The organism is Collinsella tanakaei (assembly GCF_030373545.1).
Taxonomy (GTDB): Bacteria; Actinomycetota; Coriobacteriia; order Coriobacteriales; family Coriobacteriaceae; genus Collinsella; species Collinsella tanakaei_C.
The window spans coordinates 21,196-42,220 of sequence record NZ_JAUDCO010000006.1 but is presented as its reverse complement, the minus strand read 5'-3'; the positions used below and the strand labels follow the sequence as shown (position 1 = coordinate 42,220).

The window sequence follows — 21,025 nt, the reverse complement described above, 5'->3', positions numbered from 1 at the left end:
GCGTGGTATTCTTGCGTGGATAAACCTACGGCCGCCCTTCTGAACCCGTCCTGCGAAGCGAGGAACCTGTGATCTGCCCGCATTGCCTAAAGACCATCGACGACACCGAGACCTTCTGCCCGCATTGCCACGGGTATGTGGGCTCTGCTTCCAGTAGCGAGTTCGTCTTTTGCGACGGCTGCGGCGCCCGCCTGTCCGCGCACGACCGCACCTGTCCCAAGTGCGGACGTCCCGCCCCCGGCATCCTTTCGGTCGAATCGGCATCCTCCGATCTTGCGGCGGGCAGGACCGCGAGCTTCCCGCGTCTCACCAAAAGCGCCATTCAGACCGAGGCGCCCCAGGTCGAACCGACGTCTGCTGCCAGGACGCTCGACGATTCCGTCGACCCTTCCGCCACCAACGTCCTCAACCTTGACGATATCCAGCGTGCGGCCGGGGTGACGCCGCAGCCCGTCGGCGAGGATCCCTATCATCCCGCTCGGCGTTCGCATGCTCGCCTGATCGGCGTTCTCGTCGCGATCGCCGTGCTTGCCGGCGCCGCGTCATTCGTCGTGTATGATCCGCTCGGCGTCATGCCCGGTTTCTACGATTCGTTCAAGTCGGCCGCTCGCGAGGCGTTCCCTTCCCGCCAGCTCGCCGAGACCGGCAGCGCGTCCGTGTCCGCCCCCGCCGCTGAGACCGAGGCACCCTCCGATGACGATGAGGGGCGCGTTCTGACCGATGACGAGGTCTACGTGCGCGTCACCGAGGCCTACGACCAGCTTGCCGCCTACGATTCGGATGAGGTGATCGGCGAGGTCATCGATTCGTTCAACAGCTACTATCTCGAGCCCGACCTTACCGAGCGCACCGAGCGTTCAAAGTCCGCTTACGAGCTTCGCGATGCCGTGCAGCAGACCATCGACGACCTCGACGCCATCGTCTGCGAGCCCGACTGCGCCTATCTTGAGGATCTCGAGCATGTGCGTCAGCTCGCCGAATGGTTCATGGGCAGGGTCGACCAGATCTGCGCCTCGTGGGACGTCTCGCTGGCGATTCCGGAAGGGGAGTCCACGCTGGCCGCGCAAGATGACATCTTGCAGCCCATGCGCGAGGCGGGCTCCTCTGACCTCGAGAACTTCGACGCGCATTTCTACGAGTGGGATCCCCGTTCTCGATAGCGCGAGGCGCGATGCAGCCGTTCTCCCATATGCCAAACGTGTGAACCCCCGTTGTTCTTGATAGAATAGCGAGGATGTTCAATTTCTCTGCGCAAAGGGGTCCAAGATGTTTGGGAAGAGGCTCTACACGCCCGAATACGCCCCCGTGGGCGATGAGGTCGCAGTGATCGAGACGTCCAAGGGCACCATCCGCGTTCAGCTCGACGCGGCAGGCGCTCCCATCCACGTCGCCAATTTCTGCGAACTTGCCCTCCATGGGTTCTACGACGGGTTGAAGTTCCATCGCTACGTCCCCGGATTCGTCATCCAGGGCGGCGACCCCAACACGCGCTGCATGTCCGGCGAGGATGTCGCCCGCGGCGTCGCAGGCCCCGAGGGCCGTCCCGGCACCGGCGGTCCCGGCTACGCCATCAAGGGTGAGTTCGCCACCAATCCCAACAACAGCCATGAGGACGGCGCGCTCGCCATGGCGCGCTCCATGGATCCCGATTCCGCCGGCTCTCAGTTCTACTTCTGCCTCGGCCCCCAGCACGGGCTGGATTCGGGCTATACGGTGTTCGGCCAAACCCTCGAGGGTCTCGACGTCATCTCCGAGCTTCGCGCCGGCGATACGATCGAGCACGTAGAGATCGTCCATAAGGAGCAATAGTGAACGCACAGTACTTCGATCGCGCCCGCGCGGCCTACCGTTCCGGCGACTATTCCGCCGCTGCCCAGATGTTCCTCGCCGCGAAGGAGCCCGGCGAGCTCGCCGGCGAGGTCGATCACCTTCGCGGCAACTCGCTGATGAAGCTCGGCCTGTTCGCCGACGCCGCCCAGGCGTATGCCGACGCCCTCGCCGACACCTCCTATGGCAAGGCCGGTGCCCTGCTCACCAATCAGGGCAAGGCCCTGACCGCGAGCGGCGACCTCGAGGGCGCGGTCAACTCCTTCACCGCCGCCACACAGGACTCCTCCTACGCCACGCCGTACAAGGCCTATATCGGTCTTGCCAACGCCCAGCTGAAGCTCGGCAACGTTTCCGAGGCCGGCGTCGCCTATCGCTCCGCCGCCATCGACGGGACGAATCCTGCGCCCGCCTCTGCGCTCGCGAGCCTGGGCGAGTGCTTCGTCAAGCTCGGCCGTCCCGCCGATGCCGTCGAGTCGTATCTCACCGCCCTCGACTATGTCGGCCCGCACGACGATCCGCGCGCCATCGAGGCGTCGCTTGGCGTCGCGTACCAGAGCGCCGGCCGCTCCGCTGACGCGGTGGACGCCTTCACGCGTGCCACCTCCGACGGCATCTACCAGCTGGACGCTGACCAGGAGCAGGCGTTCGCCGCCGCGCGCGACGCCCTCGCTGCCTCCAACGCCATGGTCGCTGCGACCGGGTCCGTCCCCGCAGCCGTTGCCGATCCGCTCGACCCCATGGGCCAGACCGGTAACTTCATGCCCGACCCTTCAGACACCGGCTTTTTCACCATCACCGAGTCCGAGATGATCCAGGAGGACCGTCGGCGTTCCAAGGTTCGCCGCAAGCACCGCCACACCGGCCTCAAGGTCTTCCTCGTCATCTTCCTGCTGCTGCTGATCGCTGCCGGCGCACTCGGCTTCCTCTATACGAGGGGCTTCGGATTCCCGTCGCAGCAGGATGCGCTGAGCGGCCTGTTTACCGCTGTGGCTGAGGGCGGCGACGCCGACCAGTACCTGTCCCCGCGCCTCTCCGATGCCGACAAGAACACCATTGTGAGCACGGTCGAGGGCCTCGGTGACGCCTCGCCTGAGGTCTCCGGTCTCGATGCGAGCATGACCGAGTGCGATGCGACGGTCACCGTCGAGCTTTCCCAGGGCGGTACGCTCACCTATGACGTGCACTTTGTCCGCAGCTCCAACTACATCGGCTGGGCTGTCGAGTCCTTCACGCCTGATTTCGGCGATCTTGACTCCGAGCCGCTCGACGGCAGCGATGCCCAGACCGACGCGAGCGCCACGGACGATCAGACCGTGACGCCTTCCGACGGCGAGCAGGACACGAGCGCTGCTGACGAGGGCGAGGCCGAGCCGGCCGCCTAAGCGCGATGTATTCTTTGCCGAATCGCACCATACTGTGCGATTCGACCTGTTCGTGCAGTACACTGCTACGGATTGACACCTCGACCGTATCGGCACAAGACCTTTGGAGCGGTTTTGTTTTCTTTGATGGACATGTTCTTCGGTCAGTACGGGGGCGATCTCGCCATCGACCTCGGCACTGCCAACACGCTCGTTTCCGTCCGCGGCAAGGGCATCGTCATCCGTGAGCCCTCCGTCGTCGCAATCGACAAGAACGACGAGCGCATCCTCGCCGTGGGCATCGACGCCAAGCGCATGCTCGGCCGTACGCCCGGCAACATCGTCGCCGTTCGCCCGCTCAAGGACGGCGTCATCGCTGACTTCGATGTCACCGAGGCCATGCTTCGCTACTTCATCGACAAGGCCTCCGACAAGCGTTATCCGTGGACCCCGCGCCCGCGCGTCGTGGTCTGCGTTCCTTCCGGCGTCACGAGCGTCGAGAAGCGCGCGGTCTTCGAGGCGACCATCTCTGCCGGCGCCCGTCAGGCCTACCTGATCGAGGAGCCCATGGCCGCAGCCATCGGTGCCGACCTGCCCGTGGAAGAGCCCACCGGCTCGATGGTCGTCGACATCGGTGGCGGTACGACCGAGGTTGCCGTCATCGCCATGGGCGGTATCGTCGTGTCGCAGTCGATCCGCATCGCCGGCGATGAGTTTGACCAGGCCATCCTGTCGCATGTGCGCGATGCCTACAACCTCGCCATCGGCGAGCGCACGGCCGAGGACATCAAGATCAAGGTCGGCTCCGCCGTCCCGCTGAAAGACGAGCTTGATGTCGAGGTCAACGGCCGCGATGTCATCTCGGGCCTGCCCAAGACCGTTCGCATCGAGAGCGAGGAGATCCGTCGCGCGCTCAACAAGCCGCTCGACGAGATGACGAAGGCGGTCAAGGAAGCGCTCGATGCCACGCCGCCCGATCTTGCGTCCGACCTCATGTACTACGGCATCCTTCTGACCGGCGGCGGAGCGCTGCTCCGCGGTCTCGACGTGCGCCTGCGCGACGAGACCGGCGTCGCCGTCAACGTGAGCCCGACCGCTCTCGACAACGTCGTCAACGGCTGCGCCCGTGTCCTTGAGGCCAACGCGTTCGACGGCGGCTTCGTCCAGAGCAACGCGTAGGCGGAAGGGTTTCGTCCGGTGCCACGCAAGCAAAAGAGAAGCTTCGCCTCAGCACATCTGAATACGAAACGGCAATCAACGGGAATGCGCCCGTTGATTGTTTTGTGCATCGTCTCGATCCTGCTGCTCACGTTCTATATCCGTGAGGGGCAGTCCGGGCCGATCCATGCCGTCCGCTCCGGCGTGACCACCATCACGACCCCGCTGCGGCTCGCCGGCTCCGTTGTCGCGACGCCGTTCAACGCCCTCGGCAACGTGGTTTCCAACCTCACCGCCTCGCAGGAGACCCTCTCCGACCTCAAAGAGGAGAACGCGCGTCTCACTGCGCAGGTCGCCGAGCTTTCCGAGGCGAAAAACACCGCCGATCGACTCCAGGAGCTGGTCGGTCTGCAGTCCTCCTACAACTTCGAGTCGACCGCCGCGCGCATCATCGGGGGTTCCAGCGATGCGTGGACCCAATGCGTCACGATCGATAAGGGTTCCCTCGATGGCCTCGAGCTCGGCATGCCCGTGTGCAACGCCTACGGTGTGATCGGCCAGATCATCGACATCGCCCCGAACGCTTCGACGGTGCTGCTCATCAACGACGAGACCTCGGGTGTTTCCGCGATGGACCAGCGGTCCCGCGCTCAAGGCATGGTGCGCGGCCAGCCCGATGGCACCCTGCGCCTCGAATACGTCTCCACCGATGATGACGTTCGCGTCGGAGACATCGTGATCACCTCAGGTCTGGGAGGCGTGTTCCCCAAGGGGCTTCCCATCGGTACGGTGACATCTGTCGAGCGCAGCGATAACGACATCTACTACACCATCGTCGTGCGCACGCAGGCCTCGACCGAGAACAATGAAGAGGTGCTCGTCATCACGTCGCTCACCACCGAGGAGCTGGCAACGGACGAGGATGTCGCGGCCGCCAACGATGCTGACGCGCCCGAGGTCACCGACGACGGTGGGGATTCGACGGATGCCGATGGTTCCGACGAGTCGTCAGCGGATGATGGGGAACAATCCGATGGGTCCGATGCGGACTCTGACGCCGAGTAAGAGGGGAGGAGACATGCAGATTCGCGATACCGGTCGATCGACGCGCTCGATCGCGATCATGTGCGCCGTTGCGGCCGTCTGCCAGGTCGCGCTTTCTCCCCAGATCAGCATCTTGGGCGGAAGCATCAACTTCATGCTCGTCTTGAGCTGCGTTCTCTCCCTGTCGAGCGATGCCCCGAGTGCGGTGTATATCGGCTTTTTCAGCGGACTGTTTTTCGATTTGACCTCCGCGGCCCCCATCGGGCTCATGTCGCTTCTTCTGACCGTCTCCAGCTTCCTGCTCGCCGGGTCCTCGCGCGGCGCGCTCGGCGGCCTGACCCCTGATTCGCTTCGCTTGGTTGTGGGCACCATGTTTGTCGTCAATCTCGTCTACGGATTGTGCCTGTTCTTCATGGGTGTGCAAAGCGACCTGCTTTGGGCGCTGCTGGGCCATGGCATCTCCTCGACGGTGCTCGATGCCATCGTGTCCGCGCTGTTCCTCATGTTCAATCCGTCATCTGCCCCTACCCGTTCGTTCAGCGCCCGGGGACGCGGATCGCGCTATAAGATGACCAGGTAGGAGGGTGACGTGGACGCTCAGATCGTAGTCGTTATCGCCGGCGTCATCCTCGTTTTCGTCATCATCGCATCGCTCGTCGTGCTGAGGACCAACGGGGGCCGCTTTACTTTCGATACGCAGAACGGCACCCGCCCCCGTGCGACCGAGGGCGAGGGGAGCACACCCGGCGTGACGTTCAAGGGCCGCTTCACCATGCTCGCCATCGGCGCCGGCTCCATCTTTGCCGCCATCATAGCGCGCCTGTGGAGCATGCAGATGGTCTCCTCTGACTACTATGAGGACCTTGCGGTTCAAAATCAGACGCGCACCGTCACCACGCCCGCCCCGCGTGGGCGCATCCTCGACCGCAACGGCCGTCCGCTGGTGACCAACCGCGCCAGCCTGACGGTCGCCGCCTATCGTGACATGGCCGACAACACCATCGTGGTCCGTCATCTCTCAAACGTGCTCGGCATGCCCTATGTCGCCGTGCGGCGCAACATTCAGGACTACAACCAGGGTGCTCAGAGCCTGCATACGATCGCCACCGATGTCCGCCGTTCCACCGTCGCCCACATCCAAGAGCATCCGGTCGATTTCGCCGGCGTCGAGGTCGTCGAGCGCACGGAGCGCGTCTACCCGGAAGGTGACCTCGCCGCCCATGTGCTCGGCTATACCGGCACCATCACGCAGGAGCAGCTTGAGGGTCAGTCGGAAGACGGCACCGATGCCGGCGCTATCCACTACGAGTCCGGCGATATCGTCGGCCAGGCGGGCGTTGAGATCCAGTATGAGTCGCTGCTGCAGGGCATTCGCGGCGAGCAAACCGTTCAGGTTGACGCCTCCGGCAACGTCACGGATGCGACGGCCGCCATTCCACCCGAGCCGGGCAGCGATATCAAGCTTACGCTTGACATCGACATCCAGCGTGCCTGCGAGGAGGGACTCGATCGCGCCCTCGAGGTCGCTCACCAGTTCGGCTTCACCAACGCGAAATGCGGCGCCTGCGTGTGCCTCGACTGCACGAACGGTGATATTCTCGGCATGGCGAGCGCGCCCACGTTCGACCCCTCCGTCTTCATCGGCGGCGTATCAAACGATGACTGGGCAATGCTCAACAGCGAGGACGGCGGCTATCCCATGATCAACCGCTCGATCGCCGGCGAGTACATGTCCGCCTCCACGATCAAGCCGCTCTCCGCGCTCGCTGCGCTCGAATACGATATCTTCACCGACACCCAGTCGACCGTCTGCGAGGGATGGTGGACCGGTATGGGCGAGAGCAACGGCCGCTGGTGCTACAACCACTCCGGACACGGCACCATCAACCTGCAGTACGGCCTCACCATGTCGTGCGACGTCGTGTTCTACGAGATCGGCAAGGGCTTCTACGACAGCGAGAAGAACCCCGAGGGCCTCCAGGAGGTGTTCCGCCGGTGGGGCCTTGGAGAGGCAACCGGCGTCGACCTGCCCGGTGAGGGCGTCGGCCGTGTCCCTGACGCCGCATGGAAAAACGAGTACTTCTCCAGCTGGGACGATGCCGATCGAACCTGGAATCCCGGCGATATGTGCAACATCGTCATCGGCCAGGGCGATATCCTCGTCACGCCGCTCCAGATGGCGTGCGTCTATGCGGGCATCGCGAACGGCGGAAAGGAGTTCACCCCGCACATCCTGCTTTCCGCCCTCAGCCGCGATGGGGTCGGCGATGCGGTGACCTACGAGCCGCGCGAGCGACTGACCGGCGAGTTCCGCAAGGATTCGGATCTGGAGCTCGTCAAGAACGGCCTTATCGGCGTCATCTACGACGAGTCCCCGAGCCAAGCGGCCCACTTCACCAATCTGGATGTGACCGTGGCGGGCAAGACCGGAACCGGCGAGAAATCCGGGCAGGACGACTACGGCTGGTTTGTCGCCTACGCGCCTGCCGACGACCCCAAATACGTCATCGCCTCCGTGATCGAGCAGGGCGGATTCGGCTCCAACTCGGCCCTGTACGCCGTCCGCACGGTTCTCGGTTCCATCTACGATTCGCCCGACACCGCTTCGGTCACCATGGGCGAGTCCCAGTAGTTCGCCTGCGAGAGGAGGGTTCACGACATGCCTCAGACCGCAACAGACGCATCCAGCGACGCGCTCAAGCGCGTAAACCGTCAGGTGAGCGCCACGCGCGGCTCGTTCTCGCGCAATGTGAACATCCCGCTGCTCGTCGCCGCCGTGCTCCTGATCGCGTACGGCGCCCTGGTCATCTGGTCCGCCTCGCTCACCATGCCCGAGGCCTCCTTCCCGCGCCATCTGCTCGGCATCGGACTCGGCGCCGTGCTCGGCGTGCTGTGCTGGCGCACCGACCTGCGCGGGCTTTCCAACATCACGACCCCGCTGCTCATCCTGGATGTTATTGTCATTTTCTCGCCCTATATCCCCGGCCTCTCCTATAACGCGATGGGCATGACGGGCTGGATTCAGATTCCCTTCATCGGCCTTACGTTCCAGCCGGTCGAGCTCGCCAAGATCATCACGGTGTTCGTGATGGCGGCATACGGTGCCCAGTACAACGGCCATATCGAGACGGTCAGGGACTACGTGAAGATCTGTGGCATGCTGGCCATACCCTTCTGCGCGATCATCCTGGCGGGCGATCTGGGCAGCGGTCTGGTTGTCTTCTTCTCCGGTGCGATCATCATCATGATGAGCGGCCCAAAAAAGGAATGGGTCCTTTCCACCATCGCCATCATCATCGGCCTTGTCGCCCTGCTGCTCGCCGCCGATTCGGTGGTGGATCGCCTGCTCGGTCACGACGTGCTGCTCAAGCAGTATCAGATCAATCGCCTGCTGGTCTTCATCGATCCCACGGCCGACACCTCGGGGTCGGGCTACAACCTCATGCAGTCGCTCATCGCCGTGGGATCCGGCGGATTTTTCGGCAAGGGAATCGGTGCGGCGACGCAGGCTGGCGAGGGCTTTCTGCCCGAGGCGCACACCGACTTCGTCTTCGCCCTGCTGAGCGAGGAGTTCGGTTTCGCAGGCGCCCTCGTGCTGCTCGCCCTGTTCGCCCTGCTGATCTTTTCCGCCATCCGCGTCGCGTTTCGCAGCTCATCGCTCTACCTCAAGCTCGTCGCCGTGGGTGTAGTGGGAATCTGGATGTTCCAGCTGCTCGAAAACGTCGGCATGTGCATCGGCCTCATGCCCATCACCGGCATCCCGCTGCCATTTATCAGCTTCGGTTCCAGCTCCATGCTCATGCAGATGGCAAACGTCGGTATCGTTCAATCAATCTGGCGGCTTCGTTCCAAGACCGCCTAAGCATATCAGAGGAGGTATGGCCATGCGCATTCCGTTTGAGAAGATGGGGGAGGCCTTGAAGATGGGCGTGTCCACCCTGCGCGACGCCGACGACCCCGTTCGCGTCGCGGTGCTGGTGGACGATAGCGCCACCCCATTTCTGATCGACTCCGTCAAGGAGGCCCTCGTTCCGCAGACAACGTCCGCGCTGGTTCGCGTGGCGCGACTGTCCGATACGGTTGAGATCAAACCCGATACCGACGTCGCCATCGTCATCTCGTGCGGCTCCAGCCAGCTCGAGAGCGCCGTGCAGCGCATCGTGGTTGCTGGCGCCCCGACGGTCGTGCTCTGCGAATCGAGCGTGGAGGTTCCCTTCATCGCGCAGGATACGCCCATGCTCGGCATGATTGCCTCGAGCGATCGGACCTACCTGCTCGAGACGCTGGCCCGCTGGATTCTCGACCGCAGCGAGAAGCGGATCGCGTTTGCTGCCAACTTCCCCTTCATGCGCATTGCCGCCGCTAACCAGATCATCACGTCCTGCGCGCTCACGAACATGGCGACCGGCGCGCTGATCTTCATTCCGGGTGCCGACTACCCGGTCATGGCCGTCTCTCAGGTCGGCATGCTGCTCGATCTTGCCGCTGCCTTTGGAAAACCCATCCGTCCTGAGCGCGGATACGAGATCGGTGCGCTCCTGCTATCCGGTCTTGCCCTGCGCGCCGTCGCCCGCGCTGCGGTCCAGAGCGCTCCGCGCCTCGCCTTTGTCACCAAGGCGTTAATTGCGGCGGGCGGAACGGTCGCCATGGGGCGGGCGCTCGTGCTTGCCTATGAGCGCGACATCGATTACACCCGAGCCAACGAGCTTGTGGGCGGCGCGTTTTCCCGCGTGCGCCAAGCGGCCTCGGCGCTCACCGATCGCCTGTCGTCCCAAGCGGGGAGGGCGTAGCCGTGCGCGTTGCATACGAAAACCGTTTCGCCGAGCTCGAGCCGCTGCTTCCGCGCGTCGAGAAGCCGAGCCGCTATATCGACCATGAGTGGGGCACCCTTTCGAGCTCTGAGGCGCGCTATCGTGCGTGTCTGATCTATCCCGACGTCTACGAAGTCGGTCTTCCCAATCAGGGCATCGCGATCCTCTATGCGGCCCTGAATGCCCAGGAAGGCATCTCCTGCGAGCGCGGGTACGTGCCGTGGGTCGACATGGCCGACCTCATGCGCGAGGCGGGCGTTCCGCTGCTGTCGCTTGAGGGTGCAGCGCCCGTCGCCTCCTTCGACGTCGTCGGCATCCATATCCCGCACGAGATGGCTGCCACCAATGTGCTCGAGACCCTCGATCTTGCCGGCATCTCGCTGCTGTCGTCCGAGCGCGGCGAGGACGACCCCCTCATCATCGCCGGCGGGCCTTCGGTCTACAACCCCGAACCGCTCGCTCCCTTCATCGATGCGTTCCTCATCGGGGAAGGGGAGGAGCACATCGTCGAGCTCTGCCGCGAGCACGAGCGCCTGCGCGACGCCGGGGCATCGCGCGACGAGATCTTGCGCCGCTTGGCCGATATCCCCGGCACCTATGTGCCGAGCCTCTACGAGGTGCGCTTCGACGAGCCCTGCACCGCGCACGGGTTCGCGCGTCCGCGCGCCGGCTCGCATGCGCCCGAGACGATCTACAAGCGCATCGTGGCCGACTTCGGAGCTACCGATCCGGTTGCCCAGTCGATCGTGCCGTTCGCTCAGCTCGTGCACGACCGCTTGTCCATCGAGGTCCTGCGCGGCTGCGCGCGCGGATGCCGTTTCTGCCAGGCGGGCATGACCTATCGACCCGTCCGCGAGCGCACAAGCGACCAGATCGTCTCCGCCGTCATCGCCGGCCTCGAGAAGACCGGCTACGACGAGGTGTCGCTCACGTCGCTTTCGACGACCGACCATTCCTGCTGCCGCGAGATCCTCGGCCGCCTGAACGCACGTCTGGGGGACACCGGCACGCGCATCTCGATTCCTTCGCAGCGCCTTGACTCGTTCGGCATCGACATGGCGGCGAGCGTCGCCGGCGAGAAGAAGGGCGGCCTGACGTTTGCACCTGAGGCGGGAAGCCAGCGGCTGCGCGATGTCATCAACAAAAACGTCACCGAAGAGGACCTCGAGCGCGCCACCCGTGCCGGCTTTGAGGCCGGTTGGCGCCGCGTGAAGCTCTACTTCATGATGGGGTTGCCGCAGGAGACCGATGAGGATATCGTCGCCATAGCCGAGCTGGCCGATCGCACCTATGAGCTTGCGCGCGAGGTCGTTCCGCCCGCTCAGCGCGGCGGCATATCTGTCTCCGTTTCGTGCTCGGTGTTCATCCCCAAGGCATCCACTCCGTTCCAGTGGTGCGGGCAGCTCGACGACGCCGAGGTCAAGCGCCGCCAGCAGCTCCTGCTCCATTCCGTCAGGAACCGTGCGGTCCGCGTCCATTATCACGATGCGGACACCTCGCTTATCGAGGCGGTGCTTTCGCGCGGTGGCCGCGATGTCGCCGACATCGTGCTGGGCGCTTGGAAGCGCGGCGCGCGTTTCGACGCGTGGACCGAGCAGTTCTCGCTTGACGCCTGGGAGCAGGCGGCATGTGCAGCAGGGCTCGAGCTGCGCTCGATCGCGCAGCAGCCCTATGACCTTGTCCAGCGCCTGCCTTGGGAGCACATCAGCACCGGCGCCTCGCGCGGTTTCTTTGAGCGTGAATACCGTCGGGCGCTGAATGCGCAGACCACCGCGGATTGCACGCGCACGTCCTGCACGGGGTGCGGCATCTGTCCCACCTTGGGTGTCGATAACGTTTTGGTGGGTGATAGACGATGAGCGAGACCTCCGCAACCGCCCTGTTCAGACTCAGGTGCGCGTTCGTGAAGCGCGGCCGCCTGGCGTATCTCGGCCATCTCGAGGTGCTGCACACCATCGAGCGCATCGTGCGGCGCGCGGGCCTGCCGTTTGCGGTGACGCAGGGCTTCTCGCCCCATATGCGCGCGGCGTTCTCCTCCGCCTTGCCGGTCGGGACATCCTCTGAGGCCGAGTATTTCGATCTGTTCATGACCGAGTACATCGAGCCCGAGCGGGCGCTTGCGCGCCTTCGCGCCTGCGCTCCCGAGGACCTCGCGCCCTATGCCGTCTGCTATCTGGATGTGCGCGCGCCGGCGCTGACCGCTGCCATCACCCGCGTGTCCTACCGCATCGACCTGTTCTTCCGCAGCGATGCCCCCATCGACGCCTCCGCGATCCGCCGCGCGCTCGAGGGGCTGGTTACCGACGGGACCATTGCGTATGTCCGCGGCAAGAAGGACAAGGTGCTCGATGTGGCGCGCCTGCTCGTGAGCGCATCGGTCGAGCAGACGGGGGCCGATTGCTGCACGCTTCTGCTTGACACGCGCATCAGCAACGAAGGGTCGCTTCGTCCCGAAATCCTCGTCGCCGCGCTCGATCGCGCGCTTGAGGACGGCCCCGTTCGTGAAGGTCCTATCGTTTCCACGGGAATCCAAGACCTTTCGGCCTTCAAGCGCTATTCTGTATGTCGGACTGCCCAGTACGCGGAGGATGCTGACGGATCCCTCTTGAGTCCGCTGCGTACCGACGAGACGCCTGCTGCTCCCAAATCTGTCTCGTCTGTGCCGTCCTTGTGAATTAGCAGGGCGAATGCCAATTCGCTCTGTTGACGCACGCAAAACCACCTGATAGGATATTCGGCTGTTGCACTAACTGATGCATGAAGGGCAAAACAATGTACGCAATCGTTACAACCGGCGGCAAGCAGTACAAGGTCGCCACCGATGATGTTCTGAACGTCGAGAAGATCGAGGGCGAAGTCGGCGACAAGGTCGAGCTTCCCGTCATCTTCCTGAACGACGGCAAGAAGATCATCACGGATCCTGCCAAGCTTGCGAAGGCTAAGGTCACTGCTGAGATCGTCGAGCAGTTCAAGGGCAAGAAGCAGCTTGTCTTCAAGTTCCACAAGCGCAAGCGCTATCGTCGCCTCCAGGGCCATCGTCAGCAGCTCACCCGCCTGAAGATCACCAAGGTTCAGGCGACCTCTCGCGCCACCAAGAAGACCACGGCCGAGGCCGAGGCTCCTGCGGCTGAGTAACCGCACCGAGAACTGTAGAAAGAAGGAAACACCATGGCACACAAAAAAGGTCTCGGCTCCTCCCGTAACGGCCGCGACTCCCGCGGTCAGCGTCTCGGCTGCAAGCGCTTTGCCGGCCAGACCGTGACCTCCGGCACCATCCTCGTTCGCCAGCGCGGCACCCACATTCACCCCGGCGCCAACGTCGGTCGCGGCAAGGATGACACTCTGTTCGCTCTGGTCGACGGCACCGTCGAGTACACGCGCGGCCTCAAGCACCGCGTGAACGTCCGTCCGGCTGCCGAGGCCTAAGCGACGCTCTTCATACCTCGCATCAACGGAGACCCTTGGATGCATCCAAGGGTCTCTTTTTGGTACGCGGACGCAGGGCTACAATAGCTGATACCGACCGCACACGATCAAGGAGCACGATGTCCCAGTTTACCGATATCTGCCGCATCAACGTCAAAGGTGGCGACGGCGGCGCGGGATGCATGTCGTTCCGTCGAGAGGCCTATGTTCCCAAAGGCGGGCCCGACGGCGGCGACGGCGGCCGCGGAGGCAACGTCATCATCCAGGCGTCGGCCCAGCTGTCCTCGCTGATCGACTACCGCTTCAAGCATCATTTCCGTGCGGAGCGCGGCACCCATGGTCAGGGTTCTCGCCGTGACGGCAAATCCGGCGAGGATCTCGTCCTGAAGGTCCCCATGGGCACCGTCGTCCGCGAGCTCGACCCCGAGACGCAAGAGGTCGCCTACGAGATCGCCGACCTCACGCACGACGGCGAGCGCGTCATCGTGGCGCCCGGCGGCACCGGAGGGCGCGGCAACACGCACTTCGTCACGCCCACGCGTCGAGCTCCCGCATTTGCCGAGAAGGGTGAGCCAGCCGAGGAGCATTGGATCGAGCTCGAGATGAAGCTCATGGCCGACGCCGCCCTCGTCGGCATGCCGAGCGTCGGGAAATCCTCGCTGATCGCGCGCATGAGCGCCGCCCGTCCCAAGATCGCCGACTATCCCTTCACCACGCTTGTGCCCAACCTTGGCATGGTGAGGGCGGGGGATTACTCCTACGTGGTCGCTGACGTTCCCGGCCTTATCGAGGGGGCGAGTGCGGGCAAGGGTCTGGGCCATCAGTTCCTTCGTCATATCGAGCGCACGGCGCTCATCCTGCACGTCGTCGATATCACCGGCGGCTTCGAGGGCCGTGACCCGGTGGAGGACTACCGCATCATCAACAACGAGCTCGAGGCATATGCGTCCGAGCTCGCCTCGCGCCCGCAGATCGTCGTCGCCAACAAATGCGACGCGAGCGGCGTGACCGATCGCGTGGCCGAGCTCAAGGCGGCCGCCCTTGCCGACGGCCATGAGTTCTTCGCTGTTTCCGCTCTCACCGGCGCCGGCATGCAGACGCTTATGCTCGCGTGCGGCAAACGCGTGGCGGAACTGCGCCAGGAGCTCGCCGACAGCGATGAGTCGCATGAGATGTTCGACGAGCAGTGGGAGCGCCGCCGTCGCGAGCGCGATCGCGCCTTCACCATCGTCCCCGAGGGCGGTAGGGTCTGGCGCGTCATCGGTCGCGGAATCGAGCGCATGTGTGTCAAGACCGATTGGGAAAACGAGGAGGCGGTCATCTACTTCCAGCGTGCCCTTGGCAAGATCGGTGTCGATGCCGCGCTCGAGGAGGCCGGCTGCGTCGCCGGCGACGAGGTCCGTATCGCGGGATACTCCTTTGCCTATGAGGGCGCCGAGGAATACGGATACGAAGACGTTGAAGACGAGGGTGAGCGCTGATGCACGCTGCGCCGCGCCTTCCCGAACTGGGAGCCGACCGTCAGCGCGAATATCGCCTGGGTATCATGGGCGGAACCTTCGATCCCATCCACTACGGCCATCTCGTTACCGCCGAGCAGGCTCGCGAGGCGCTCGAACTCGATCTGGTCCTGTTCATGCCCGCCGGTATTCCGGCGTTCAAGCAGGACAAACGCGTGACCGATGCCGAGGACCGCTATGCCATGACGGTGTTGGCGACGGCCGCCAATCCGGCGTTCGACGCCAGCCGTTTCGAGATCGACCGCGATGGCGTCACGTACACCATCGATACCCTGCGCGCGCTGCGGGCGAACTATCCCGATAACGTGAAGCTGTTCTTCATCACGGGCGCCGACGCCATCCTCGATCTCGTGACCTGGCACGATGCCGCCGCCATGGCGGAGCTCGCGACGTTTATCGCCGCGACGAGGCCGGGATACGACATCGAGCAGGCGCGCCAACGGGTGGCCGCTTCGGGCGTTCCCTTTGATGTCCGCTACATCGAGATCCCTGCGCTCGCCATCAGCTCGACCAACATCCGCGCGCGCGTGAGCGCCAAAAAAAGCGTTCGCTACCTGACGTCCGAGTCGGTAATCGGCTATATTCGAAAAAATGGCCTTTACAGCTCTCATGCGGTCGAGCGCGTTGACGGCGCGACGGCTCGCTGATGGGGAGGGATGCATTCTTGCACGACAGCTACGATATCGCTGATACGAGCGCGTACCTTGCACGCATGCGCGATCTGCTCGACGTGCGCATGGCTGACCATCCGCGCCGCCATACGCATTCGCTCGGCGTCGCCCGTACCGCTCGCCAGCTTGCTGAGACCTATGGGGTCGATACCTTTTTGGCCGAGGCCGCCGGCCTTACCCACGACTGGGACAAGGTGCTGACAGATGACGAGCTTTTAGCCCGTGCGGTCCAGTACAACCTTCCCGTTGTCGGCTCTGCTGCCAACGCGGTTGCCGTGCTGCACGGTCCGGTCGCTGCTGTCGAGCTCCCCAATCTGTTCAAAGAGCTTCCCGCCAGCGTTTTCCAGGCCGTCGCACGGCACACGTCGGCCGCTGTCGATATGAGCCCGCTCGATATGGTCGTGTTTATCGCCGACGCCATCGAGCCGCAGCGCAAGGGCGACTACGCCGAAGCGCTTCGCGAGCAGGTGGGGAAGGTTTCGCTCGAACGCCTCTTCTTCTCCTGTTTCTCCCAAGGTATCGTCTACGTGATCTCCACGGGACGGTACCTGTATCCCACCGCCTTGGACATCTACAATCGCTATGCGCTCGAATGCGCTCGCTAGAAAGGCCCGCTATGACCGAACTGACCCCTGAAACCATCGAGGAGCTCCCCGCCGACGCGTTCACTGCCGATGAGGAGCGCACCGCAGCCTCCGTATCCTCTGCCGGTATCGAGGCGCTTGCGGTGGCCCGTGTAGCCGCGCAGGCCGCATACGACAAGAAGGCCGAGGACATCGTCGTCCTCGACCTCACCTCGCTGTCGGACGTCTGCGACTACTTCGTCATCGCGACCGCGTCCAACCGCCGTCTCGCCGACTCGGTCATCGATGAGATCGAGGAGAAGGTGGCCGCGTCCTGCTCCGAGCACCCGTTTTCCATCGAGGGTCGCGATGAGGGAAGCTGGATTCTCATGGATTACGGCTCGGTGATCATACATGTCTTCACGCCTGAGGCGCGCGACTACTACCGCCTCGAGAAGCTGTGGGGCGACGCGCCCGAGCTCGCACTCGAGCTTGACTGACGGCGTCTCCTGCCATCGTCTGCATACGGGGCCGAACGGCCCCGTTTTTTGTTGCAGCGCCTTCGTCGGCGGCAGGGACTCGCGCTTTCGAGTGTATCGGCGCGGCGGGGTATACTGTATCCATGGACAACCGTGCCCCTCAGGATTCAAACGCCCCTGCCTTCGAGCTGTTCGGCCCGTGGGAGGGAAGTGCCATCGGTCTGCTCGACCTCGACGCATTCTTCGCAAGCGTCGAGCAGCTCGACCATCCTGCATGGCGCGGCAAGCCCGTCATCGTCGGAGGAGACCCCGACAAGCGCGGCGTCGTCTCGACCGCCTCGTATGAGGCGCGCGTGTTCGGTGTCCGCTCGGCGATGCCCTCCGCACAGGCCAAGCGCCTGTGCCCGCAGGCGATATGGACGCATGGGCATTTCGATCGCTATCGCGAGATGAGCGCCCAGGTGATGGCCATTCTTGCCGATGAGACGCCCTTTGTCGACCGCGTCTCGATCGACGAGGCCTTTTTCGACATATCGCCCGGTCGCTATTCCTCCGAGCATCCCGTCTCCATCTGCCAGCGCATTGCGGCTCGCGTCAGCGATCTTGGCGTGACGTGCTCCATCGGGCTCGGAACGAACAAGACCATCGCGAAGATCGCCAGCGAGCGGGAAAAGCCGCGCGGCCTCACCGTCGTGGTGCCCGGTACCGAGCGAACGTTTTTGGCGCCGCTGCCGGTAAGAGCGATGAGCGGGATCGGGGCCTCCGCCGAGCGCGAGCTCAAGCGGCTCGGCATCCATACGCTCGGCCAACTTGCCGTGGCCGATCAGACCGCCCTGAGGCGCGTCTTCGGCGTCAACGCCGATGTCATGCGACGTCGCGCACAGGGCGCGGAGGTAAGTCGCGTATCGGCGCTCGATGAGGCCGATGAGGTGAAATCGGTCAGCAACGAGCGCACCTTTGCCCACGACTTGCGCGAGCGTGCTGACATCGAGGCCGCGATCAGCCTTTTAGGTGAATCGGTCGGTCGCAGGCTCCGAAAGCGCGGGCTCGCAGGATGGACGGTCACCTTAAAGCTGAAATACTCCTACGGCTCAGGGAAAAGCGCCCAGCGCAAGCTTTCCCATCCGACGGACGACGAGAACGTATTCGTCCCGGTTGCCCGCGAGCTGCTGGACGGCATCTGGTCTCAAGGCATGCCGGTCCGCCTCGTCGGAGTCGGCCTGAGCGATTTCAACCTGCACGGCGGCGTGCAGACCGATCTGTTCTGCGAGGTCGATGAGCGCGGTGCCCAATCGAGCGACCGGCGCGAGCTCTCAGTCGCGCTCGATCAGGTTCGCGAGCGCTTTGGCGCCTCATCGGTCGGCTACGGCCGTGCGGTGCGCTTCGACGGCGATCTTATCCGTCAGGATAAGTTTTCCGATCTTGACGGGAAAGACCGCGATCGCTCATCGATTTTGTGAAGGCCTTGCATTCGCATCGCAAGTGGTCAAAATATGGATTTGCCTATGGCCATTCCGAAGAAGTTACTCTCACGGACTTCACCTGCTCGGGCCGTTGGCGTATTATTACAAACCGTTTGTTTTAACGTCGCAGCTTATCAGCTGCTCGGTTGGAGGAGTTTTCATTGGCAGTTAAGATCCGCCTCGCTCGTCACGGCTCTCACAAGCGTCCGTACTACCGCGTTGTCGTCGCTGATTCCCGTTCGCCCCGCGACGGTCGTTTCATCGAGGAGGTCGGCCGCTACAACCCGCTGACCACGCCGAAGACCATCAATCTCGATCTCGAGAAGATCGCCGACTGGCAGGCCAAGGGCGCTCAGCTCACCGATTCCGTCGCCGCGCTCGTGCGCGCCGCCGAAGCCGGCCCCAAGACCGAGACGGTCGAGAAGAAGTCCAAGAAGCAGCTCGCCCGTGAGGCCGAGGAGGCCAAGCGCGCTGCCGAGGCTGCCGCTGAGGGTTCCGAGGAGTAACTTTGTCCGAGGAGCTTACCGAGCGCATCGACGCCGAGTCCGCGCCTGAGGACGAGGAGCTCGTTTCCGATCGCATTGCCGATCTGGTCGAATATCTCGTCGTGAGCATCGTTGACGACACCGATTCCGTCAGCCTTGAGGTCATCGATGGCGAGGCTTCCTCGACCATCGAGGTCTCCGTTGCCGACGACGATGTCGCCAAGGTTATCGGCCGTCATGGTCGCACTATCAAGGCCATTCGCACGCTCTCCCGTGCGCTCGCGGCCCGTCTTGGCACGTCCGTCGAGGTCGAGGTTCTGGGCTAGCCTTGTCGATCGCTTATCGGAACATAGCCCGTGTGGTTTCCCCGCACGGTACGAAAGGGGAGGTCTCCGTAGCGCCGCTACGGGGGCTTCCCTTTCTGTTGCGCGATGGCATGACCGTCGCGCTCACGCCGCCGTCGCTTTCACGCGACCGTTTCTGCACCGTCGAGCGCGTGAACGATCAGGCGGCGCTCGTGGCGTTCTCCGGCATCGACAACCTCGACCGGGCCGAGTCGATCGCGGGCTGCTACGTGCTGGCCCGCGAGGACGAACTTGAGCTCGGTGCCCTTGAGCTGCCGTTTGACGACCTCATCGGCCGAGAGGTTCACGATGAGCGCTACGGTGCGCTGGGAAAGATCGTCGAGGTGCTCGAGACCCCTGCCAACAACGTCTGGGTCATCGAGGGCGCTTCGTATGGCGAGGTGCTGATTCCCGCCATCGAACAGGTTGTTCTCGATATCCCTGACGAGGGAGGTATTCGGGTCCACATCATGGACGGCCTTATCGACTGCGCGGCGCCGACGGGGGAGGAAACATGATCATCGAGACCCTCTCGGTGTTTCCCGAGATGTTCGACAACGTTATGGCGACATCCATTCTCGGGCGCGCGCAGCGCTCGGGGCTGTTTTCTTTCCAGGCATACGATCTGCGCGATTGGACTCATGATCGGCACCGCACGGTGGATGATGAGCCCTATGGCGGCGGCCAGGGTATGCTCATGAAGGTCGAGCCCATCGCCGAGGCCGTGCGCGACATCGCTTCGACCGGACCGCGCCCCCATGTCGTCTTTTTCAGCCCGTGCGGGCGGCGTTTCGACCAGCATATCGCCGAACGTCTTGCCTCAAAGGAGCGCATCCTGTTCGTCTGCGGCCGATATGAGGGCATGGACGAGCGCGCGTACGCCTTGGCTGACGAGACGCTTTCGATCGGAGACTTTGTCCTGACCGGTGGAGAGCTGCCGGCGATGGTCGTGACCGACGCCGTCGTGCGGCTGATCCCCGGGGCACTCGGTGACGAGATGTCAAATAAGGACGAGTCGTTTTCAACGGCAGGCGATGGCGGGCTTCTCGAGTATGCGCAGTACACGCGTCCCGCATCCTTTGAGGGCGCTGAGGTTCCTCCGGTGCTTCTATCAGGCGATCACGCCAAGGTCGCTGCCTGGCGCCGTGCCAACGCGATCGAGCGCACGTGCCGTTGGCGGCCGGACCTCATCGCCACGGCGCGCCTCAACGATGAGGAGCGGGCCCGTGCGCATGAGCTCATCGCACGCTATCATGAACAGACGCCTGCATCTGAAAGCGCAAAGGAGGAGCTGTGACCCCGCACGTGCATTCGTTTTTTCGCAGCCTCGTCGAATGGGTCGCGATCATCGCCATCTCCGTGCTCGCCATGCTGTGCGTCCGCACCTTTATCCTTGAGCCGTATGTCGTTCCGACCGGGTCCATGGAATCCACCATCGAGATCGGTGACCAGGTGTTCGCGCAGAAGGTGACGACGAACCTCAACATGGCGCCTTCGGCCGGCGATATCATCGTGTTCAGGAACCCCGACGGCTCGTCCGATCACGACGTGCTCGTCAAGCGCGTCATCGCGACCGCCGGGCAGACCGTCGATTTCGAAGACGGCCGCGTCGTCGTGGACGGCCAGCCCCTGGATGAATCCTACACGCTCGGCGAAAGCTGGCCGCTTGCGAGTGTGGCACCGGGTACGGTCGTCGGGTATCCCTATGAAGTTCCCGAAGGGTGCCTGTGGGTCATGGGCGACAACCGTGAGAATTCCGCCGATTCGCGCTACTTCGGCGCCATCTCGGAAGACGACGTCATCGGTGTGGTCGTACTGAGATACTGGCCCCTCAATCGTTTCGGTTCGCTTTCGTAGCTGAAGCGGGGCA

Annotated in this window: 23 protein-coding genes; all 23 read left to right on the top strand. The window is 63.7% G+C overall.

All coding sequences use genetic code 11. The features are described 5' to 3' along the window. Positions 1–68 precede the first annotated feature (68 nt). The gene (locus QUW00_RS06480) at positions 69–1,160 is read left to right on the top strand and encodes a double zinc ribbon domain-containing protein (protein ID WP_289613569.1); all 1,092 of its coding nucleotides are present in this window, start codon (positions 69–71) and stop codon (positions 1,158–1,160) included. 106 nt (positions 1,161–1,266) lie between these two features. Next, positions 1,267–1,809 (top strand): peptidylprolyl isomerase, encoded by a 543-nt coding sequence (locus tag QUW00_RS06475; protein WP_289613568.1) that lies wholly within the window; start codon positions 1,267–1,269, stop codon positions 1,807–1,809. Further along, on the top strand, positions 1,809–3,212 hold the full coding sequence (locus tag QUW00_RS06470; protein WP_289613567.1) for a tetratricopeptide repeat protein: 1,404 nt from the start codon (positions 1,809–1,811) through the stop codon (positions 3,210–3,212). The genes QUW00_RS06475 and QUW00_RS06470 overlap by 1 nt, the downstream gene beginning before the upstream one ends. A gap of 126 nt (positions 3,213–3,338) precedes the next feature. Further along, positions 3,339–4,370, top strand: coding sequence for a rod shape-determining protein (locus tag QUW00_RS06465; RefSeq protein WP_289613676.1), 1,032 nt, complete (start codon positions 3,339–3,341; stop codon positions 4,368–4,370). Between the two features lie 84 nt (positions 4,371–4,454). Further along, positions 4,455–5,414 (top strand): rod shape-determining protein MreC, encoded by a 960-nt coding sequence (mreC, locus tag QUW00_RS06460; RefSeq protein ID WP_289613566.1) that lies wholly within the window; start codon positions 4,455–4,457, stop codon positions 5,412–5,414. Positions 5,415–5,427: 13 nt separating this feature from the next. Further along, positions 5,428–5,973, top strand: coding sequence for a rod shape-determining protein MreD (locus tag QUW00_RS06455; protein WP_289613565.1), 546 nt, complete (start codon positions 5,428–5,430; stop codon positions 5,971–5,973). A 9-nt stretch (positions 5,974–5,982) separates the two neighbouring features. Next, positions 5,983–8,025: a penicillin-binding protein 2 gene (gene mrdA, locus QUW00_RS06450; RefSeq protein WP_289613564.1), complete on the top strand. Its 2,043-nt coding sequence runs from the start codon at positions 5,983–5,985 to the stop codon at positions 8,023–8,025. Positions 8,026–8,052: 27 nt separating this feature from the next. Continuing rightward, positions 8,053–9,255, top strand: a complete 1,203-nt coding sequence (locus QUW00_RS06445; protein ID WP_289613563.1) for an FtsW/RodA/SpoVE family cell cycle protein — start codon at positions 8,053–8,055, stop codon at positions 9,253–9,255. A 22-nt stretch (positions 9,256–9,277) separates the two neighbouring features. Further along, positions 9,278–10,183 (top strand): hypothetical protein, encoded by a 906-nt coding sequence (locus QUW00_RS06440; protein WP_289613562.1) that lies wholly within the window; start codon positions 9,278–9,280, stop codon positions 10,181–10,183. Positions 10,184–10,185: 2 nt separating this feature from the next. Continuing rightward, a complete protein-coding gene (locus tag QUW00_RS06435; protein WP_289613561.1) occupies positions 10,186–12,063 on the top strand; it encodes a TIGR03960 family B12-binding radical SAM protein in 1,878 nt (625 codons plus the stop codon). Next, positions 12,060–12,878 carry a TIGR03936 family radical SAM-associated protein gene (locus QUW00_RS06430; RefSeq protein ID WP_289613560.1) on the top strand — a complete coding sequence of 273 codons (819 nt, stop codon included), beginning with the start codon at positions 12,060–12,062 and terminating at the stop codon, positions 12,876–12,878. The genes QUW00_RS06435 and QUW00_RS06430 overlap by 4 nt, the downstream gene beginning before the upstream one ends. Positions 12,879–12,976: 98 nt before the next feature. Then, positions 12,977–13,339: a 50S ribosomal protein L21 gene (gene rplU / locus QUW00_RS06425; RefSeq protein WP_289613559.1), complete on the top strand. Its 363-nt coding sequence runs from the start codon at positions 12,977–12,979 to the stop codon at positions 13,337–13,339. Between the two features lie 33 nt (positions 13,340–13,372). Further along, entirely contained in the window at positions 13,373–13,630 is a 258-nt protein-coding gene (gene rpmA / locus QUW00_RS06420) for a 50S ribosomal protein L27 (RefSeq protein ID WP_289613558.1), read from the top strand. 119 nt (positions 13,631–13,749) lie between these two features. Beyond that, a complete protein-coding gene (gene obgE / locus QUW00_RS06415) occupies positions 13,750–15,111 on the top strand; it encodes a GTPase ObgE (RefSeq protein ID WP_289613557.1) in 1,362 nt (453 codons plus the stop codon). Continuing rightward, a complete protein-coding gene (nadD, locus tag QUW00_RS06410) occupies positions 15,111–15,797 on the top strand; it encodes a nicotinate-nucleotide adenylyltransferase (protein WP_289613556.1) in 687 nt (228 codons plus the stop codon). The genes obgE and nadD overlap by 1 nt, the downstream gene beginning before the upstream one ends. 17 nt (positions 15,798–15,814) lie before the next feature. Next, entirely contained in the window at positions 15,815–16,426 is a 612-nt protein-coding gene (gene yqeK, locus QUW00_RS06405; protein WP_354003413.1) for a bis(5'-nucleosyl)-tetraphosphatase (symmetrical) YqeK, read from the top strand. An 11-nt stretch (positions 16,427–16,437) separates the two neighbouring features. Further along, positions 16,438–16,884 carry a ribosome silencing factor gene (gene rsfS / locus QUW00_RS06400; protein ID WP_289613555.1) on the top strand — a complete coding sequence of 149 codons (447 nt, stop codon included), beginning with the start codon at positions 16,438–16,440 and terminating at the stop codon, positions 16,882–16,884. A gap of 122 nt (positions 16,885–17,006) precedes the next feature. Next, complete coding sequence (dinB, locus tag QUW00_RS06395) at positions 17,007–18,323, top strand: DNA polymerase IV (RefSeq protein WP_289613554.1); 1,317 nt, start codon at positions 17,007–17,009, stop codon at positions 18,321–18,323. Between the two features lie 164 nt (positions 18,324–18,487). Next, the gene (gene rpsP / locus QUW00_RS06390; RefSeq protein ID WP_289613553.1) at positions 18,488–18,832 is read left to right on the top strand and encodes a 30S ribosomal protein S16; all 345 of its coding nucleotides are present in this window, start codon (positions 18,488–18,490) and stop codon (positions 18,830–18,832) included. A gap of 2 nt (positions 18,833–18,834) precedes the next feature. After that, positions 18,835–19,137: a KH domain-containing protein gene (locus QUW00_RS06385; RefSeq protein ID WP_289613552.1), complete on the top strand. Its 303-nt coding sequence runs from the start codon at positions 18,835–18,837 to the stop codon at positions 19,135–19,137. 32 nt (positions 19,138–19,169) lie between these two features. Continuing rightward, a complete protein-coding gene (gene rimM, locus QUW00_RS06380) occupies positions 19,170–19,673 on the top strand; it encodes a ribosome maturation factor RimM (RefSeq protein ID WP_289613551.1) in 504 nt (167 codons plus the stop codon). Beyond that, positions 19,670–20,452, top strand: a complete 783-nt coding sequence (gene trmD / locus QUW00_RS06375; protein WP_289613550.1) for a tRNA (guanosine(37)-N1)-methyltransferase TrmD — start codon at positions 19,670–19,672, stop codon at positions 20,450–20,452. The genes rimM and trmD overlap by 4 nt, the downstream gene beginning before the upstream one ends. Further along, a complete protein-coding gene (gene lepB, locus QUW00_RS06370) occupies positions 20,449–21,012 on the top strand; it encodes a signal peptidase I (protein ID WP_289613549.1) in 564 nt (187 codons plus the stop codon). The genes trmD and lepB overlap by 4 nt, the downstream gene beginning before the upstream one ends. The last annotated feature ends 13 nt before the right edge of the window (positions 21,013–21,025 follow it).

What these genes read in the sequence shown, in the direction of transcription:
- QUW00_RS06475 (WP_289613568.1), top strand. Translation starts at nt 1,267, where the DNA reads ATGTTTGGGAAGAGGCTCTACACGCCCGAATACGCCCCCGTGGGCGAT.
- QUW00_RS06465 (WP_289613676.1), top strand. Translation starts at nt 3,339, where the DNA reads ATGGACATGTTCTTCGGTCAGTACGGGGGCGATCTCGCCATCGACCTC.
- mreC (WP_289613566.1), top strand. Translation starts at nt 4,455, where the DNA reads ATGCGCCCGTTGATTGTTTTGTGCATCGTCTCGATCCTGCTGCTCACG.
- QUW00_RS06455 (WP_289613565.1), top strand. Translation starts at nt 5,428, where the DNA reads ATGCAGATTCGCGATACCGGTCGATCGACGCGCTCGATCGCGATCATG.
- QUW00_RS06445 (WP_289613563.1), top strand. Translation starts at nt 8,053, where the DNA reads ATGCCTCAGACCGCAACAGACGCATCCAGCGACGCGCTCAAGCGCGTA.
- QUW00_RS06440 (WP_289613562.1), top strand. Translation starts at nt 9,278, where the DNA reads ATGCGCATTCCGTTTGAGAAGATGGGGGAGGCCTTGAAGATGGGCGTG.
- QUW00_RS06430 (WP_289613560.1), top strand. Translation starts at nt 12,060, where the DNA reads ATGAGCGAGACCTCCGCAACCGCCCTGTTCAGACTCAGGTGCGCGTTC.
- rplU (WP_289613559.1), top strand. Translation starts at nt 12,977, where the DNA reads ATGTACGCAATCGTTACAACCGGCGGCAAGCAGTACAAGGTCGCCACC.
- rpmA (WP_289613558.1), top strand. Translation starts at nt 13,373, where the DNA reads ATGGCACACAAAAAAGGTCTCGGCTCCTCCCGTAACGGCCGCGACTCC.
- obgE (WP_289613557.1), top strand. Translation starts at nt 13,750, where the DNA reads ATGTCCCAGTTTACCGATATCTGCCGCATCAACGTCAAAGGTGGCGAC.
- nadD (WP_289613556.1), top strand. Translation starts at nt 15,111, where the DNA reads ATGCACGCTGCGCCGCGCCTTCCCGAACTGGGAGCCGACCGTCAGCGC.
- rsfS (WP_289613555.1), top strand. Translation starts at nt 16,438, where the DNA reads ATGACCGAACTGACCCCTGAAACCATCGAGGAGCTCCCCGCCGACGCG.
- dinB (WP_289613554.1), top strand. Translation starts at nt 17,007, where the DNA reads ATGGACAACCGTGCCCCTCAGGATTCAAACGCCCCTGCCTTCGAGCTG.
- trmD (WP_289613550.1), top strand. Translation starts at nt 19,670, where the DNA reads ATGATCATCGAGACCCTCTCGGTGTTTCCCGAGATGTTCGACAACGTT.